This is a genomic window from Providencia sp. PROV114 (assembly GCF_032704305.1).
Classification (GTDB): domain Bacteria; phylum Pseudomonadota; class Gammaproteobacteria; order Enterobacterales; family Enterobacteriaceae; genus Providencia; species Providencia rettgeri.
Genome location: NZ_CP120528.1, coordinates 1,400,867 through 1,416,636 on the forward strand (window position 1 = coordinate 1,400,867; position 15,770 = coordinate 1,416,636).

Consider the following 15,770-nt stretch of genomic DNA (forward strand, 5'->3'; position numbering starts at 1 on the left):
ATAAACAACGCATGAATGTGATCATCGTGGGGGGCGGTATGGCGGGTGCAACATTAGCACTGGCGATATCATCCCTTAGCCAAGGAAAATTATCGGTTTCATTAATCGAGGCAGCTTTGCCAGATGGTAAACATCCCGGGTTCGACGCACGTGCGATTGCGTTAGCCCACGGTACTTGCCAATCGTTAGCAAAAATAGGTGTCTGGCCTGCTTTAGCAGATTGTGTGACCCCCATTAATCACGTTCATGTGTCTGATAGAGGCCATGCTGGTTTTGTAAACATTGCTGCCGATGATTATCATATCGACGCTCTAGGCAATGTCATTGAATTGCACGAAGCTGGCGCCCGCCTGTTTTCGTTGTTACGTAAAGCCCCTGGAGTTACCCTTTATTGCCCTGCAAAAGTAGAAAATGTTCATCGTGAACAAGATATCGTTACGGTCACCTTGGATAATGGCGATAAGGTAACCGGGGAATTACTGATTGCTGCTGATGGTAGCCATTCCGCGATAGGTAAAGCCTGCCATATGCAATGGCAACAGGATGACTATGGGCAGGTGGCTATTATCGCGAATGTGAAAACCGCCATTGACCCGCAGGGCCAAGCTTTTGAACGTTTTACTGAATTTGGCCCATTAGCACTATTGCCGATGTCACAAGGCCGTAGTTCATTGGTTTGGTGTCATCAACAAGAGCAAGCAGACACCATCAGGGCTTGGGATGATGCGACATTTATGGATAAATTACAGCAAGCGTTTGGCTGGCGGTTAGGTGAAATCGTCATGGCAGGTAAGCGCCATTGCTATCCACTGGTATTGCGTAAAGCACTTAACCCAGTCAGTCATCGAGTTGTGTTAGTTGGAAATGCCGCTCAGACTTTGCATCCTATTGCGGGGCAAGGTTTTAATTTAGGTATCCGTGATGTGATGCAATTGGCTCACATGGTGGTAAATGCAGACGCGAAGGGGCAAGATATTGGACGTTATTCACTCCTAAGCCAATACCAGCAAGCTCGGGCGCTAGATAGAGACAAAACGGTTACGATAACCGACGGTTTGGTTCGTTTATTTGCGAATCGCTGTTTACCGCTTATTGTCGGGCGTAACTTAGGTTTAATGGCAATGGAAATGTTACCGCCAGCTCGTGATGTTTTGGCTCGCCAAACATTGGGTTGGGTTGCACACCAATAACCACGAAATAAAGAGGAATAAAGAATATGCAATCATTTGATGTGGTTATCGCCGGTGGTGGTATGGTTGGGTTAGCACTCGCTTGTGGGCTTGAGGGGAGTGGGCTACGTGTTGCAGTAATTGAGAATCATCCACCTAAGGTACCATTTAGTGCAGCAGAACCGCACGCATTAAGGGTATCAGCTATTAATGCGGCAAGTGAAAAGTTACTGTCCTATTTAGGTGTTTGGTCAACGATTAAAGGAATGCGAGCTTCTGCATATAATGGCATGGAAGTTTGGGATAACGATAGTTTTGGGCGTATTACTTTTACCGCTCAAGAGCGCAACTTAACGCATTTAGGGCATATTGTTGAAAATAATGTCGTACGTGATGCACTATGGCAAAAGGCGTCGCAGCTTCGCGATGTGACATTATTAGCACCCGCAACGATTAAAAAAGTAGTGTGGGGAGAAAATGATGTTTTTATTACGTTAGATGATGAAAACATGTTAACAGCACGGTTAATTGTGGGGGCTGACGGGGCAAACTCGTGGTTGCGTAGTCATGCGGATATCCCATTAACCTTTTGGGATTATGAACATACCGCGTTAGTTGCTACGGTCCGAACTGAAAAACCTCACGAAGGTGTTGCTCGCCAAGCTTTTGATGGTAAAGGTATTTTGGCGTTTTTACCATTAAGTGACCCGCATCTTTGCTCGATTGTCTGGTCTCAGCCAGCCACCGAAGCAGCAAGGCGCCAGTCTTTAGAACCTACTGATTTTAATAAAGAATTGGCAGTTGCATTTGATATTCGTCTTGGTCTTTGCCAAGTGGAAAGTGATCGATTAACTATTCCATTAACTGGACGCTATGCAAGGCAATTTGCGGCGCAACGTTTAGCGTTGTTAGGGGATGCGGCTCATACCATCCATCCATTAGCGGGCCAAGGGGTTAACCTTGGTTTTATGGATGTCGCTATGCTGATTGGTGAAATTAAACGTTTGCACCGTGAAGGCAAAGATTTTGGTCAATATTTATACTTGCGTGACTATGAGCGTAGCCGTAAGCACAGTGCAGCGTTGATGTTAGCTGGTATGCAAGGCTTCCGTGAATTATTCGATGGTAATAACCCTGCGAAGAAGTTGCTGCGTGATATTGGGTTAGTATTAGCGGATAGCTTACCGGGGGTTAAACCTCAATTATTGAACCATGCGATGGGGCTGTTTGATATGCCTAAGTGGCTGGAACAACTCCAAGTTGAAGACGCTCTCTAAATTCCTTTCTGTAAAGGCACAATTGATAAATATTGTGCCTTTTCTTTATTTATCTCAATACACATAGGGTCACCACTGATTTCTGTATAAGAAATAATCCTAATGACCTCGTTTTAATATGAGTAGTAGAGCTCTTCTTTTATTTCCTGACTGAAAAAAACTAATTACATTCATTTTTCGCATTAGTTTTATTTATATTGCTGTGGTGGGTTTTATTTATCAAGGCATCATTCAAATTCTAGTTTTGGTGATATTTTGCACCATTAGACTCTAAATGTAAGGGTTTTGAGTGATCATTCTCAATTATTTAACAAAAATCGCTGGCAAAATCAGAGCGCAATCAGTAATACAGAGGAATGGTAGCCCTATTTTTTTTTATAGAATAGAACCGCAAACAGTGGTAGGTTTTTAAAAAGTTATCGTTTGCGTCGGGTTAAAATTATCACGTGATTTTGTTGCAGATGGGTAATTTTCACCACGCAATCACCCTGTCATATTAATAATGTAAAGAGGGTATTCATGGTAAAGCAAACAACACTATATGATGAACATATAGCCTGCGGTGCAAAAATGGTCGATTTTCATGGTTGGATGATGCCGTTGCATTATGGTTCACAGATCAATGAACATAATTTTGTCAGAACCGAAGCAGGGATGTTTGATGTTTCCCATATGACTATTGTTGATTTACACGGCGAAGGCTGTCGTGATTTTCTGCGTTATCTTCTCGCCAACGATATCAATAAACTTACAGAGCAAGGTAAAGCCTTATATACAGGTATGCTGAATGCTTCTGGTGGTGTTATTGATGACCTGATTGTGTATTACCTCGCTGATGACTTTTATCGTCTCGTCGTCAACTCAGCAACACGTGATAAAGACCTCGCTTGGATTGAGCAGCATGCTAAAGGCTATGCGGTTGAAATTCGTGTTCGCGATGATTTAGCACTATTGGCTGTTCAAGGGCCACAAGCGCCAGAAAAAGTTCATTCATTACTCAGTGCGGAACAAAACAGTGCTATTGAAGGAATGAAACCATTTTATGGTGTTCAAGCAGGGGATTTGTTCATCGCAACCACTGGGTATACTGGTGAAAAAGGTTATGAAATTGCCCTGCCTAAAGAGCAGGTCGTTGAATTTTGGCATAAACTGCTTAAGTCTGGAGTTCACCCTGCGGGCTTAGGGGCACGTGATACCTTACGCCTTGAAGCCGGTATGAACCTATATGGGCAAGATATGGATGAAAGCATTTCTCCCCTTGCCGCGAATATGGGCTGGACGATCGCTTGGAAACCTGAAGATCGCCAATTTATTGGCCGTGAAGCATTGGAAAAATTACGCGAACAAGGTACTGAAAAACTTGTCGGTATTGTGATGCGTGAAAAAGGTATACTGCGTGCGGGGCAAGTTGTCCGCTTTACTGATGAACTTGGGAAACTACAAGAAGGGGTGATAACCAGTGGCTCTTTCTCGCCAACCCTTGGCTTTAGTATTGCGTTAGCGCGTGTCCCGAACGGAATTCAAGGCAAAGCAATTGTTGAAATCAGACAAAGAGAGATGCCAGTTGAAGTCGTTAAACCGGGCTTTGTCCGTGAAGGAAAATGCTTAGTGTAATTTGGGCGAATCTAATTAATAAATTTAAAAATTGAGAGGCTAATGATGAGCAATACACCTAAAGAATTAATGTACACCCGTGAACATGAGTGGCTGCGCGATGAAGGTAATGGTGAGTTTACGGTTGGTATCACCGAACATGCACAAGAAACGTTAGGTGACATGGTGTTTGTTGATTTACCCGAAGTAGGTACTGTGGTAAGTGCAGGTGATGACGTTGCAGTCGTCGAGTCAGTTAAAGCGGCATCCGATATTTACGCTCCTCTGAGTGGCGAAATTGTGGCGGTTAATGGCGAACTGAATGATGCGCCAGAACTTGTGAACGAACAGCCATACCAAGAAGGCTGGATTTTCCGCATTAAAGCATCCGATACCGCAGAGCTGGCGGATTTAATTGATGCGGCGGGTTATACCTCTATGATCGAAGCCGAAGAATAAAATCCTAGTCATATTTCTTCTTGTGGCGGCGTTGGCTTCGCTCATTCGCCCTAGTCACATACTGATGTATGCTCCTAGGGTCTTATTCGTTTGCTGCCTAGCCACAAGATGAACTATTTATAGGATTTATTAATACGCTTGTTTTATGGGTGGATGCACTCAACAACTCGGGTCACATACTTGTGTATGTCCCCCAAGATTGTCTACGTTTGCCGCCTAGCCACAACGCAACCTATTTAGAATAAACACTTTTTAGTGATAGCCATGAGATGAGCTATTTAGAGGATTGATAAAATATAATTAGTAAGAAACAAGAAACAAGAAACAAGAAACAAGAAACAAGAAACAAGAAACAAGCAGCAATATCATTGATTTTAAGCGTTATCTCGCAAGTTCCGTAATAACCGCCCTACAACTTATGCATAGCAGACAAAGGATGGGAACACAGATATGTCGATGTCACTGAGTCAATTAGAAAACCGTTCAGAATTCATTTCGCGCCACATTGGTTCATCAGAACAACAATTAAAAACCATGTTAGACACCGTGGGTGCAACGTCATTAGATACTTTGATGGACAAAATTGTCCCTAAAGCCATTTTGCTTGCAGAGCCACCAAGAGTGGGTGGGGGAGCAACTGAGCAAGAAGCCTTAGCTGAATTAAAAGCGATAGCGTCACTCAATAAGCGCTACAAAAGCTACATTGGTATGGGGTATGCGCCTGCAGTGCTTCCGCCGGTTATTTTGCGTAATTTATTAGAAAACCCGGGTTGGTATACCGCTTATACGCCATACCAACCGGAGGTGTCACAAGGTCGTTTAGAATCATTATTGAATTTTCAACAGGTAACTATCGACCTTACTGGTTTAGACCTTGCCTCTGCGTCGTTATTAGATGAAGCCACTGCTGCGGCTGAAGCTATGGCAATGGCAAAACGGATCAGCAAACTGAAAGATGCAGAACGCTTTTTTGTAGCAGATGATGTTCATCCGCAAACGCTAGATGTCGTTCGCACGCGTGCGGGTACTTTTGGTTTTGAAGTGATTGTGGATAGCGCAGAGAAAGCATTGGAACACGAAGGTGTTTTTGGTGTGTTACTTCAGCAGGTTGGCTCGACAGGTAATGTCCATGACTACAGCGCGCTCTTTGCTCAGCTAAAAGAGCGTAAAATTGTCAGCTGTGTTGCTGCAGATATGATGGCACTAGTATTACTGACCGCACCGGGTAAGCAAGGGGCGGATATTGTCTTCGGTTCAGCGCAACGTTTTGGTGTTCCCATGGGTTATGGTGGACCTCATGCAGCATTTTTTGCGTGTCGTGACGAATTTAAACGGGCAATGCCGGGACGTATTATCGGTGTGTCTCGTGATGCGGCAGGTAATACTGCACTACGTATGGCGATGCAAACCCGTGAGCAGCATATTCGCCGTGAAAAAGCGAACTCGAATATTTGTACATCCCAAGTGCTGTTAGCCAATATTGCAGCCATGTATGCGGTTTATCATGGACCAAAAGGGCTGAAAATAATTGCAGAGCGCATTCATCGCTTTAGCTCTATTTTTGTCAAGGCATTAGCAGATGCAGGTTTCGTATCACGCCATAAAACTTGGTTTGATACACTTTGCATTGAAGTCGCAGACAAAACAGCAGTGCTAGCGCGTGCTGAAAAAGCCAAAGTGAATTTACGCACTGACATTCGTGGTGCAGTCGGTGTGACTTTTAGTGAAATCACGACCCGCCAAGATTTAAATGAATTGTTTGCAGTGATCACCGGTGTCGAAACTAAGCTGGATTTTGAAAAACTAGATCAGTCAGTTTCCGCGACAGAACAAGCAATTCCAAACACGATGAGACGTGATGATGAAATTTTAGTACATCCCAACTTTCATCGTTACCACAGTGAAACCGAAATGATGCGCTACATGCATAGCTTAGAGCGCAAAGATTTAGCATTAAACCAAGCTATGATCCCACTCGGTTCTTGTACCATGAAGCTTAATGCGGCTGCGGAAATGATCCCAATTACCTGGCCTGAATTTGGCGAGCTACATCCGTTTTGTCCACCTGAGCAGGCGCAAGGTTATCATCAAATGATAGAACAGCTTTCTCATTGGTTAGTACAATTGACCGGTTATGATGCGGTTTGTATGCAACCTAACTCAGGGGCTCAAGGTGAATATGCAGGTTTATTAGCTATTCGTCGTTACCATGAAAGTCGCAATGAAGGGGAGAGAAATATTTGTTTGATCCCAGCTTCTGCTCACGGTACTAATCCAGCTTCTGCGCATATGGCAGGTATGGAAGTGGTGGTAGTGCGTTGTGATGATGAAGGTAATATCGACTTAACTGATTTACGTGAAAAAGCCCAGCAACATAGCGAAGCTCTTTCTTGTGTGATGGTAACTTACCCATCAACCCACGGGGTATATGAAGAAAGTATTCGTGAAGTGTGTGAAATTATTCACCAATATGGCGGCCAAGTATACCTTGATGGCGCAAATATGAATGCTCAGGTTGGGTTAACAACTCCAGGCTTTATTGGTGCGGATGTTTCTCACCTAAATTTACATAAAACATTCTGTATTCCTCATGGCGGTGGTGGCCCAGGTATGGGGCCTATTGGTGTGAAAAAGCACTTAGCACCGTTCGTACCGGGGCACTCTGTGGTTGAGCAAGAAATGTTAACTGACCAAGGTGCGGTATCAGCCGCCCCATTTGGTAGTGCATCAATTTTGCCAATTAGCTGGATGTATATTCGTATGATGGGCTCTTATGGCTTACGCAAAGCCAGCCAAGTTGCCATTTTAAATGCTAACTATATTGCTAAGCGTCTTTCTGGTCGTTATGACATTTTATATACAGGGCAAGAAGGCTATGTGGCTCATGAGTGTATTGTCGATTTACGTCCGATTAAAAAAGACACGGGTATCAGTGAACTGGATATTGCTAAGCGTTTGATTGATTATGGTTTCCATGCACCAACCATGTCTTTCCCTGTGGCGGGAACATTAATGATTGAGCCGACAGAGTCTGAAAGTATTACGGAAATTGATCGGTTCATTGATGCTATGTTAGCTATCCGTGATGAAATTGACCAAGTAGTGAAAGGCCAATGGACGTTAGAAGATAACCCATTAGTGAATTCGCCTCATGTGCAAACAGAGTTAGCAGGGGAGTGGCCTCATAGTTATAGCCGTGAGCTTGCCGTATTCCCTACTGAACAAACGAAAGCGAATAAATATTGGCCTGCGGTAAAACGCCTTGATGATGTGTATGGGGATCGTCACCTACACTGTTCGTGCGTACCGATTGAAGATTATATGTAGGAATAAATCACACCTTTCATTAAATAGTGTGAATTAAATATGTTTTAGGCTTGATTTCGATAGTTTACTGAAATCAAGCCTTTATTTATGGATATTTCTAACCTAAATATTGTGAAATCCCCGTATAATTTTTACCTTGGTATAGCTTTTCCACTTCACCTGTTTCCATAACGACTTGGTAAACCCCTCCATTAAGGTCGGCGACATACATCAGTTTTGCTGGTTTATCATATGTCAGCCCAATTGCTTCTTTAAAACCACGGCTTATTACCTTGTAATGGCTTAATCCATCAGCAGTAATATTGGCACAATTTAAGCTATTACCATCGGGCTCAGCGCCTCTATCTGTCCAATATAAAATATGGGTTTCTTCATCAAGCAATAAATCAATAGGTTCGGGTAGGTCTTGAAGGAGCAATTGAATATCGTTTCGTTGATTGGCTGATTGTTGGGTTTTAGGCGTTAATGGCACCCTAAAGATACGACCTAAATTACCTTTAGGGGTTCCTTTTTGAGTCCAGTAGAGCCAATTATTTGCGACATCAACAGTAATGCCAACACATTGGTCTAAGATATCTACTTTATTGTGTTTATCTCGGGGTCTTGCTACATGGACGAATAAATTAGAACCATCGATATTACACGATGAAACCATACCTCCTTCACGGTCACACCAATATAATCGTTGATTCACTAAATCAAGATGTAATTGTTTTGGCGTTCTTATTTTTCCATTGCCTAATAGCATTTTTCTGCCAGTGCCATCAAAATTCATCACATTGATGGAGCCATCGTCAGCTTCATAATCATCCCCCATATTGCTCCAATAAATTAATCGATTAGCAGGGTCAATAGCAATGCCGTCAGGGGTTCCACCGAGTTCTTCGATAATTGGGATTGTTTGACGAGTTGATTTATTGAATTGAACTATAGCGGGTGAATGGACATCTAGTAGTAAAAGGTAAGGATTTGAATATTCATTGAATTTTTGCATTTTAAACCTCACAGGCAAATGTTCAATGATAAAGATAGGAGTGATATTAATAATTAGCAAGTTATTAATATTGGTATTTCTATATAAGTCGAGATTAATAATTATTAAAAAATATAAAGTGGTTTATTATTTAAATTAAAATAATGAATTAGTGAAAGGTATATCTTACTATGGGCAATAGATATTAGATTAGATGAGTGTAAAACGTTAAATGAAGCGGCTTTTCAGCCGCTTTGGGCGACAATTACAGCAACCAGCCTTTTTGCTGAGCTAGCTCCAATTGTAATTTAAGTTGTTGATAAAATTCAGGTAGGATCTGTTGAATATAATCACATTTACTGAGAACTTGTTCCAGACGAATGTGGTTTTCGACCCAGCTTTGCCCTTGATTGTGCAGGTTCATCAGCATTGGCATTGCTCGGTCAATGGCATTCGCATATACAGATTCCGGGGTTTCTAATGCATCATATTCATTCCATAAAGCTAGCAATGTTTCATTTTGCGGGCTAGGCAGTAAGTTAAAAATACGCTTAGCCGCTTTAACTTCTTCTTCATGAATAGCATCACGAGCGGCATTATCAAATACCAATACATCACCTGCGTCAATTTCAACAATGTCATGCACAAGGGCAAGTTTTATCGCATGTTCGATATTAACGCCTTGTACATAGGGTGCAAAACTCATGGCTGCAACCGCAAATTGCCAACTGTGTTCTGCTGTATTTTCTTGGCGTTCACGGTTCAATAACTTATTTTTACGATAAACACTTTTGAGTTTATCTAATTCCATCAAAAATTGGACGACTTCGGTAAAAGCCCCAAAATTAACCACCTCTACGGGCTTGCTACCTAATGCAGATGACATAAAAACTCCAATTAATTCTCTTCTAATGAATAAGGTAATGGTGCGATAGTTAGATGACTTTGCTCATCACCCATAACGCGGAAAACGCTATCGGCTTCCATATCGTTATTCATAATGACTTGTACATAGATTTCGCCACTACCTAAGCGAATTGCCGCTAGCACGGTTCCTGTACGGCGCCATTTATCACCAAGCTGCCATTCCACACCTTCACCAATAGCAGGAATGGTAGTGCCTGTGTCTTTTAAGGTATACATCGCACGTTTATTTGCACCGCGGAATTTTGCACGGGCAACCATTTCTTGACCGGTATAACAGCCTTTTTTAAAGCTAATACCATGAGGTAGGGCTTGTAAATTGGTTGCTTGAGGTAAATGTTGAGCACTGTTTTGTTGATCGATAACTGCAAACCCAGCTTCGATATCAAGGGCTAGCCATTGTTCATCATTGACCTGAATAGCACTCAAGGTTTGAGCCATTTTTTGTGCCGTTTCTTCGCTTGTGATCACCAGAAAACGCTCTGTGGGTAATGCAAAATGCAATATGGTAGAAGCGCCGTCAGTAACCACTTGGTTTTGGTCGTCTGGTAATGTAGTAAAGAGTGTTGCCAGCGCTTCTCTAGCGCCTTTACCTGCGACCCCGATTAATTTTAGGTCCGGTTTCTTTTCAAAAGTGACTTTCGAGAAAACAGCATATTTTTTCAGTTCAGCGAGCTGTGAATCGACAACGCTAGTTCTTAATAGATAGGAATAGCCATCTAAGTGATGGAATAAGCGGAGGTCACTCCACATCTTACCTTTGGGATCACAGTGTGCTGTTAATGCGTGTGATTGTGTGAGTGTGGCAATATCCGCGGTCACTTGACCTTGCAGGTATTTTTCTGCGTCGGCGCCGTGAAGGTGAATAAGTTCCCAGTTTTCCAGTGAAATCAAAACGAGTGGTAAAGACTGAGATCCGAGAGGAAATTGCTGTGTACTATCAATGTGGTTAGTCATGATTTCACCTATTGTTCTTTGATAGATAAGGGTGCCTAATGGTAAAATAGCTAGATAACATTGCAAGTAGTTATTATGATGAACCTGTATTATCTAATAGTTTTTCATCAGCTGTTTGTAGAAAAACGGTATTTTACTACTAAAATTACAACTATGTAGTCTATAACATGTTTTCTTGGCGGATAATCTGTTAGAGTATGGAAAATAATCAATCTAATCAGTTAACTGCAAAAAAGGCCGTAGTAAAATGGATATTGAGAATAAAGCGCGAATTCATTGGGCATGCCGCCGTGGTATGCGTGAATTAGATATTTCAATCATGCCGTTTTTTGAGTATGAATATGATAACCTGACAACCCAAGATAAGCAGGTATTTGTTCGATTATTAGAATGTGCGGACCCTGACTTATTCAACTGGTTAATGAATCATGGCCGCCCAGATGATGACGAACTTTTTCGTATGATTAAACTGATTCAGGAAAAAAATAAAAATCGTGGTCCTGTGGAAATCTAATCTCTCCATTTCATGGAAAACTCAATTGTTCTCAACCTGTGTTCATGGGGTCATTGGGATGTTTTTGCTTCTGACTCCATGGTCTCCTGGTAACTCAATGATATGGCTGCCGCTACTAGTGGTTGTCGTTGCGAGTTGGGCAAAGAGTCAGAAAAATATCAGTAAAATAAAAGGGGTTGCTGTACTGGTTAATGGCAATAAGCTTCAGTGGAAGAAAAACGAGTGGCGAATACTGAAAGCACCTTGGCTTACTCGTTACGGTATATTGCTGACATTAGAAGCGTTACAAGGCAAACCGCAAAAGATCCATTTATGGGTAGCTAAAGACGCACTTTCGGAGGAAAATTGGCGTAATTTAAACCAGTTATTGCTGCAATACCCTGATATCTAGGCTACCAAGATCAACCGAATTGGTGGCCTAAATACCGCTAGGTGCCGCTCACTTTGGGTTATCGATGAGCAAGCAAACATCAGTTTGTATTATAATAGAGCTTCAATTTCCTGAAAAATCTGTACACACCATTGTGCGATGCGTTCATCGGTCTGTTCAAACTGGTGAACTTCATCTAATGCAAGCCCCACAAACATATCACCGGTTTCATTGAGTGGTTTAGGGCTATCAAAGGTATAGCCTTCGGTCGGCCAGAAGCCAACGAATTTAGCACCAGTTGGTTTTAGTTGATGGTAGAGCATGCCAAGGGCATCAAGAAACCACTCGCCATAATCTATTTGGTCACCAAGACCATACATCGCAATGATTTTATTTGCGAGGTTAAGATTGGGAAGCGCTTCCCAAATTTCAAGCCAATCTTCTTGTATTTCACCAAAATCCCACGTAGGTATTCCCAAAATAAGAACATCATACTGTTCCATTTCTGCCGGCGGTGTATCGTTAACGTTATGCAGTGTGACGAAATCATCGCCGAGAATATCACGTATTTTTTCTGCAACCATTTCGGTATAACAGGTACTAGAACCGTAAAAAAGACCTATTTTCATATATATTATTACTATGTCCAGCTATGGTTTTCATCACAAGAGATGTATTGTAACAGAAGCCGGCACATTCAGGCATAATAGAATCGTGTGGTATTATCGAAAGGAAGTAGATCTGTCGTGGAAACAAAACAACTTAATCCATTAATTGAACAATTTCTTGATACAATCTGGCTTGAACAAGATCTTGCTGAAAATACATTAGCTTCTTATCGTAATGATCTTCAATTATTAGATAAATGGCTTGATGCTCACCAGTTGCATTTAGAAAATGTTCAATCTATTGACTTACAATCTTTTTTTGCTGAACGCATTGATTGTGGATATAAAGCAACCAGTTCAGCACGTTTATTAAGTGCGATGCGTCGGTTATTTCAATATTTGTATCGGGAAAAAATTCGCCTGGATGACCCCTCCGCGGTCATTGCTGCACCCAAAATTCCGCAGCGTTTACCCAAAGATTTAAGTGAAAAACAAGTTGAAGATTTATTAAACGCCCCTGCTACCGAAGATGCTTTAGAGCTACGTGATAAAGCCATGTTAGAAGTGTTATATGCCTGTGGTTTGCGTGTATCTGAATTAATCGGTTTAACGTTCTCGGATATAAGTTTGCGGCAGGGAGTTATTCGTGTTGTCGGTAAAGGCGATAAAGAAAGATTGATTCCCTTGGGGGAAGAGGCAATATATTGGCTAGAGAAATACATTGATGAAGGTCGCCCTGATTTATTAAATGGCAAAACGAGCGATATTCTATTCCCAAGTAAACGTGGCACGAAAATGACTCGGCAAACGTTTTGGCACCGAATAAAATATTATGCCGTACTTGCTCATATTGACAGTGAGCTACTCTCACCGCATGTTCTAAGACACGCTTTTGCCACCCATTTACTCAACCATGGGGCCGATTTACGCGTGGTACAAATGTTGTTAGGTCATAGCGATCTATCAACCACACAAATTTATACTCATGTTGCGACTGAGCGGTTACGAGTATTGCATGAGCAGCATCATCCAAGGGGGTGATGCATGATTAAAGGACTATCTATGAAACGCAAATTGTTATTATTGGCTGCCGCATGTATTGCGTCGTTTACTTCCACAGTCTATGGGGCAACGGAAGAAAAAGTTATCCGTGATACATTGGAAAAATACAATATGGTTGTTGAGGTGATTAAACCTTCACCCATTGTTGGGCTGAATGTGGTTGAAACATCAACTGGCGTTGTATACATCACAGATGACGGCAAGTATTTATTGCAAGGGCCAATTTATGATATGAGCGGTAAAAACCCGGTTAATATCAGTAACCAGCCGTTATTGAAAAAAGTAGAGGCGCTAAAAGATGAAATGATTATCTTTAAAGCTCCCCAAGAAAAGTATGTTGTGACCGTTTTTACCGATATTAGCTGTGGTTATTGTAAGAAATTACATGAGTCTGTTGATGAATTAAACCGCCAAGGTGTCACAGTGCGTTATCTGGCTTATCCACGCCAAGGCGCAGATAGTGACGTAGGGAAAAAAATGGCGTCTATCTGGTGTAATGGCCTACAACAAAAGGCATTAACTCAAGCGTTTAAAGGTGAGGACGTTGCGATCATTGATGACTGCAAAATTGACCTAAGTAAGCATATGAGTGTGGGTAATTTATTCAAAGTGACGGGAACCCCAGCAATCATCCTACCTGATGGGCAAATGCTACCTGGTTATATGAAACCGGATGCCCTTGTTCAATTACTCAACCAAAAATAGTTAATTATTGTGAATGTAGAAACGCTCTTACAACAAAGACAGCAACAAAGCTCTGCGGCTCAACTTCCTGGCTTGCCTGAACTTTTACAACGGATTTACCAACACCGAGGCATCACGGACATAACTCAGTTAGAGCGTAAAGCGGCTAATTTATTGGATTATAGGTCATTATCGGGTGTTGATAAGGCATTACCACTACTTTATCGCGCACTAATTGAGCATGAAGCTATTACTATTGTTGGTGATTTTGATGCCGACGGAGCAACAAGTACGGCATTAGCTATTCGAGCTTTAAAATCAATGGGATATAGAAATATCAACTATATCGTTCCGAACCGTTTTGAAAATGGCTATGGTTTAACGCCATTGGTTGTTGAAGAAGCCCGTAAACGTGGAACAAATCTCATTATAACGGTTGATAATGGCATTTCATCTCATGAAGGGGTTGGTGCCGCTAATCATTATGGAATGAATGTAATTATTACCGACCACCATCTGCCGGGGGAAACGTTGCCTGCTGCGGATGCGATAATCAACCCGAACTTAAATGAATGTTGCTTTGCATCTAAATCATTAGCGGGGGTAGGTGTCACATTTTATTTAATGTCAGCCTTACGTGCGTATTTACGTCAGCAAGGATGGTTTGCGAAACAAGGGCTTGCAGAGCCTAATTTAGCCGAATACCTTGATTTGGTTGCATTGGGAACCGTTGCCGATGTGGTGCCTCTTGATACCAATAACCGTATTTTAGTTCACCAAGGGCTAAATCGTGTTAGAGCAGGGCGTTGTTGCGCGGGAATTAAAGCCCTCGTTGAGGTTTCCAACCGCGATTTATCTAGGTTAGTGGCAAATGATTTTGGTTTTGCTCTTGGTCCTAGATTAAACGCGGCAGGTCGATTAGATGATATGTCAGTGAGTATTGAATTATTACTGACAGACGATATGGCATATGCAAGGGAACTGGCGAATGAGTTAGATGGGTTAAATCAAACTCGTCGTGAGATTGAAGCGGGTATGCAACAAGAAGCACTCGTGCTTTTTAATCAATTCGAATACGGTGAAAACCAGTTACCGAATGGCTTAGCCATATATCATCCTGAATGGCATCAAGGTGTTGTCGGTATACTCGCTTCAAGGATCAAAGAACAATATCATCGTCCGGTTATCGCATTTGCCCCTGCTGGTGATGGTTTATTAAAAGGTTCTGGCCGCTCTATTCAAGGTGTTCATATGCGGGATGCACTAGAACGATTAAATACGTTACAACCCGGTATCATGCAAAAATTTGGTGGGCATGCAATGGCTGCAGGTTTAACTTTACATGTTGATCAATTTGACGCCTTTAAACATCATTTCGAATTATTGATGGGTGAATTAGTTCAACCTGAGCAATTAGCTGGGGTGATCTGGAGTGATGGTGAACTTTCTCGCCATGAGTTTTGTTTAGAAACGGCTGAACTTATTCGAGAAAGTGGCCCGTGGGGGCAAGCATTTCCAGAACCTATTTTTGATGGCGAGTTTCAATTATTGCAGCAAAGGCTTGTTGGTGAACGTCATCTGAAACTGATGCTAGAGCCTGTGAATGGTGGGCCAATGTTAGATGCAATCATGTTTAATATTGATGTCCGTAGGTGGCCAGACAACAGTATCAAAAAAGCTAAAATAGCCTTTAAATTAGACGTAAACGAATATCGTGGCCAAAGAAACGTACAATTAATGATTGAGCATATTTGGCCGGATTAAGCTGGTAATAAACCAGAAGAATAACCAGTAAATAGCGTTTGATGGCGCTATAAACATGAGATAAATTCCGCTATACTAAGCGGTTTGTG

General features: G+C 41.9%; 14 protein-coding genes. 10 read left to right on the forward strand and 4 right to left on the reverse strand.

Annotation, left to right across the window (positions count from 1 at the left end):
* Positions 1 to 11 precede the first annotated feature (11 nt).
* From ubiH to gcvP, 5 genes are all read left to right on the forward strand, one after another.
* Positions 12 to 1,190, forward strand: a complete 1,179-nt coding sequence (gene ubiH / locus P3L37_RS06030; protein ID WP_109912922.1) for a 2-octaprenyl-6-methoxyphenyl hydroxylase — start codon at positions 12 to 14, stop codon at positions 1,188 to 1,190.
* Positions 1,191 to 1,216: 26 nt separating this feature from the next.
* Positions 1,217 to 2,446 carry an FAD-dependent 2-octaprenylphenol hydroxylase gene (gene ubiI, locus P3L37_RS06035; protein WP_110732098.1) on the forward strand — a complete coding sequence of 410 codons (1,230 nt, stop codon included), beginning with the start codon at positions 1,217 to 1,219 and terminating at the stop codon, positions 2,444 to 2,446.
* Positions 2,447 to 2,965: 519 nt separating this feature from the next.
* Positions 2,966 to 4,060 (forward strand): glycine cleavage system aminomethyltransferase GcvT, encoded by a 1,095-nt coding sequence (gcvT, locus tag P3L37_RS06040; RefSeq protein WP_004913055.1) that lies wholly within the window; start codon positions 2,966 to 2,968, stop codon positions 4,058 to 4,060.
* A gap of 45 nt (positions 4,061 to 4,105) precedes the next feature.
* Positions 4,106 to 4,498, forward strand: coding sequence for a glycine cleavage system protein GcvH (gene gcvH, locus P3L37_RS06045; protein ID WP_109912918.1), 393 nt, complete (start codon positions 4,106 to 4,108; stop codon positions 4,496 to 4,498).
* 450 nt (positions 4,499 to 4,948) lie between these two features.
* Positions 4,949 to 7,825 carry an aminomethyl-transferring glycine dehydrogenase gene (gene gcvP / locus P3L37_RS06050; RefSeq protein WP_004913047.1) on the forward strand — a complete coding sequence of 959 codons (2,877 nt, stop codon included), beginning with the start codon at positions 4,949 to 4,951 and terminating at the stop codon, positions 7,823 to 7,825.
* Positions 7,826 to 7,922: 97 nt separating this feature from the next.
* Here gcvP and P3L37_RS06055 read toward each other — a convergent pair whose 3' ends face one another.
* The 3 genes from P3L37_RS06055 to ygfZ all read right to left on the reverse strand — a co-directional run bounded on the left by P3L37_RS06055 (position 7,923) and on the right by ygfZ (position 10,679).
* On the reverse strand, positions 7,923 to 8,819 hold the full coding sequence (locus P3L37_RS06055; RefSeq protein ID WP_164528562.1) for a YncE family protein: 897 nt from the start codon (positions 8,817 to 8,819) through the stop codon (positions 7,923 to 7,925).
* A 244-nt stretch (positions 8,820 to 9,063) separates the two neighbouring features.
* The gene (locus P3L37_RS06060) at positions 9,064 to 9,684 is read right to left on the reverse strand and encodes an HD domain-containing protein (protein ID WP_109912916.1); all 621 of its coding nucleotides are present in this window, start codon (positions 9,682 to 9,684) and stop codon (positions 9,064 to 9,066) included.
* A gap of 11 nt (positions 9,685 to 9,695) precedes the next feature.
* The gene (gene ygfZ, locus P3L37_RS06065) at positions 9,696 to 10,679 is read right to left on the reverse strand and encodes a tRNA-modifying protein YgfZ (protein WP_272667421.1); all 984 of its coding nucleotides are present in this window, start codon (positions 10,677 to 10,679) and stop codon (positions 9,696 to 9,698) included.
* A 247-nt stretch (positions 10,680 to 10,926) separates the two neighbouring features.
* Here ygfZ and sdhE point away from each other — a divergent pair, with 247 nt between their 5' ends.
* Entirely contained in the window at positions 10,927 to 11,193 is a 267-nt protein-coding gene (gene sdhE / locus P3L37_RS06070) for an FAD assembly factor SdhE (RefSeq protein ID WP_004913039.1), read from the forward strand.
* Positions 11,174 to 11,584 carry a protein YgfX gene (locus P3L37_RS06075; protein ID WP_042851636.1) on the forward strand — a complete coding sequence of 137 codons (411 nt, stop codon included), beginning with the start codon at positions 11,174 to 11,176 and terminating at the stop codon, positions 11,582 to 11,584. Before sdhE ends, P3L37_RS06075 begins: the two co-directional genes overlap by 20 nt.
* A gap of 89 nt (positions 11,585 to 11,673) precedes the next feature.
* Here the strand turns inward: P3L37_RS06075 and fldB are convergent, their stop codons facing one another.
* Positions 11,674 to 12,192: a flavodoxin FldB gene (gene fldB, locus P3L37_RS06080; protein ID WP_004913034.1), complete on the reverse strand. Its 519-nt coding sequence runs from the start codon at positions 12,190 to 12,192 to the stop codon at positions 11,674 to 11,676.
* 117 nt (positions 12,193 to 12,309) lie between these two features.
* Here fldB and xerD point away from each other — a divergent pair, with 117 nt between their 5' ends.
* From xerD to recJ, 3 genes are read left to right on the forward strand one after another with little or no spacing between them, the layout of a single operon-like run.
* The gene (xerD, locus tag P3L37_RS06085; protein ID WP_109912915.1) at positions 12,310 to 13,212 is read left to right on the forward strand and encodes a site-specific tyrosine recombinase XerD; all 903 of its coding nucleotides are present in this window, start codon (positions 12,310 to 12,312) and stop codon (positions 13,210 to 13,212) included.
* Between the two features lie 21 nt (positions 13,213 to 13,233).
* Complete coding sequence (gene dsbC, locus P3L37_RS06090) at positions 13,234 to 13,938, forward strand: bifunctional protein-disulfide isomerase/oxidoreductase DsbC (RefSeq protein WP_109912946.1); 705 nt, start codon at positions 13,234 to 13,236, stop codon at positions 13,936 to 13,938.
* A 9-nt stretch (positions 13,939 to 13,947) separates the two neighbouring features.
* Positions 13,948 to 15,681, forward strand: a complete 1,734-nt coding sequence (recJ, locus tag P3L37_RS06095) for a single-stranded-DNA-specific exonuclease RecJ (protein ID WP_110732096.1) — start codon at positions 13,948 to 13,950, stop codon at positions 15,679 to 15,681.
* Positions 15,682 to 15,770: the final 89 nt, after the last annotated feature.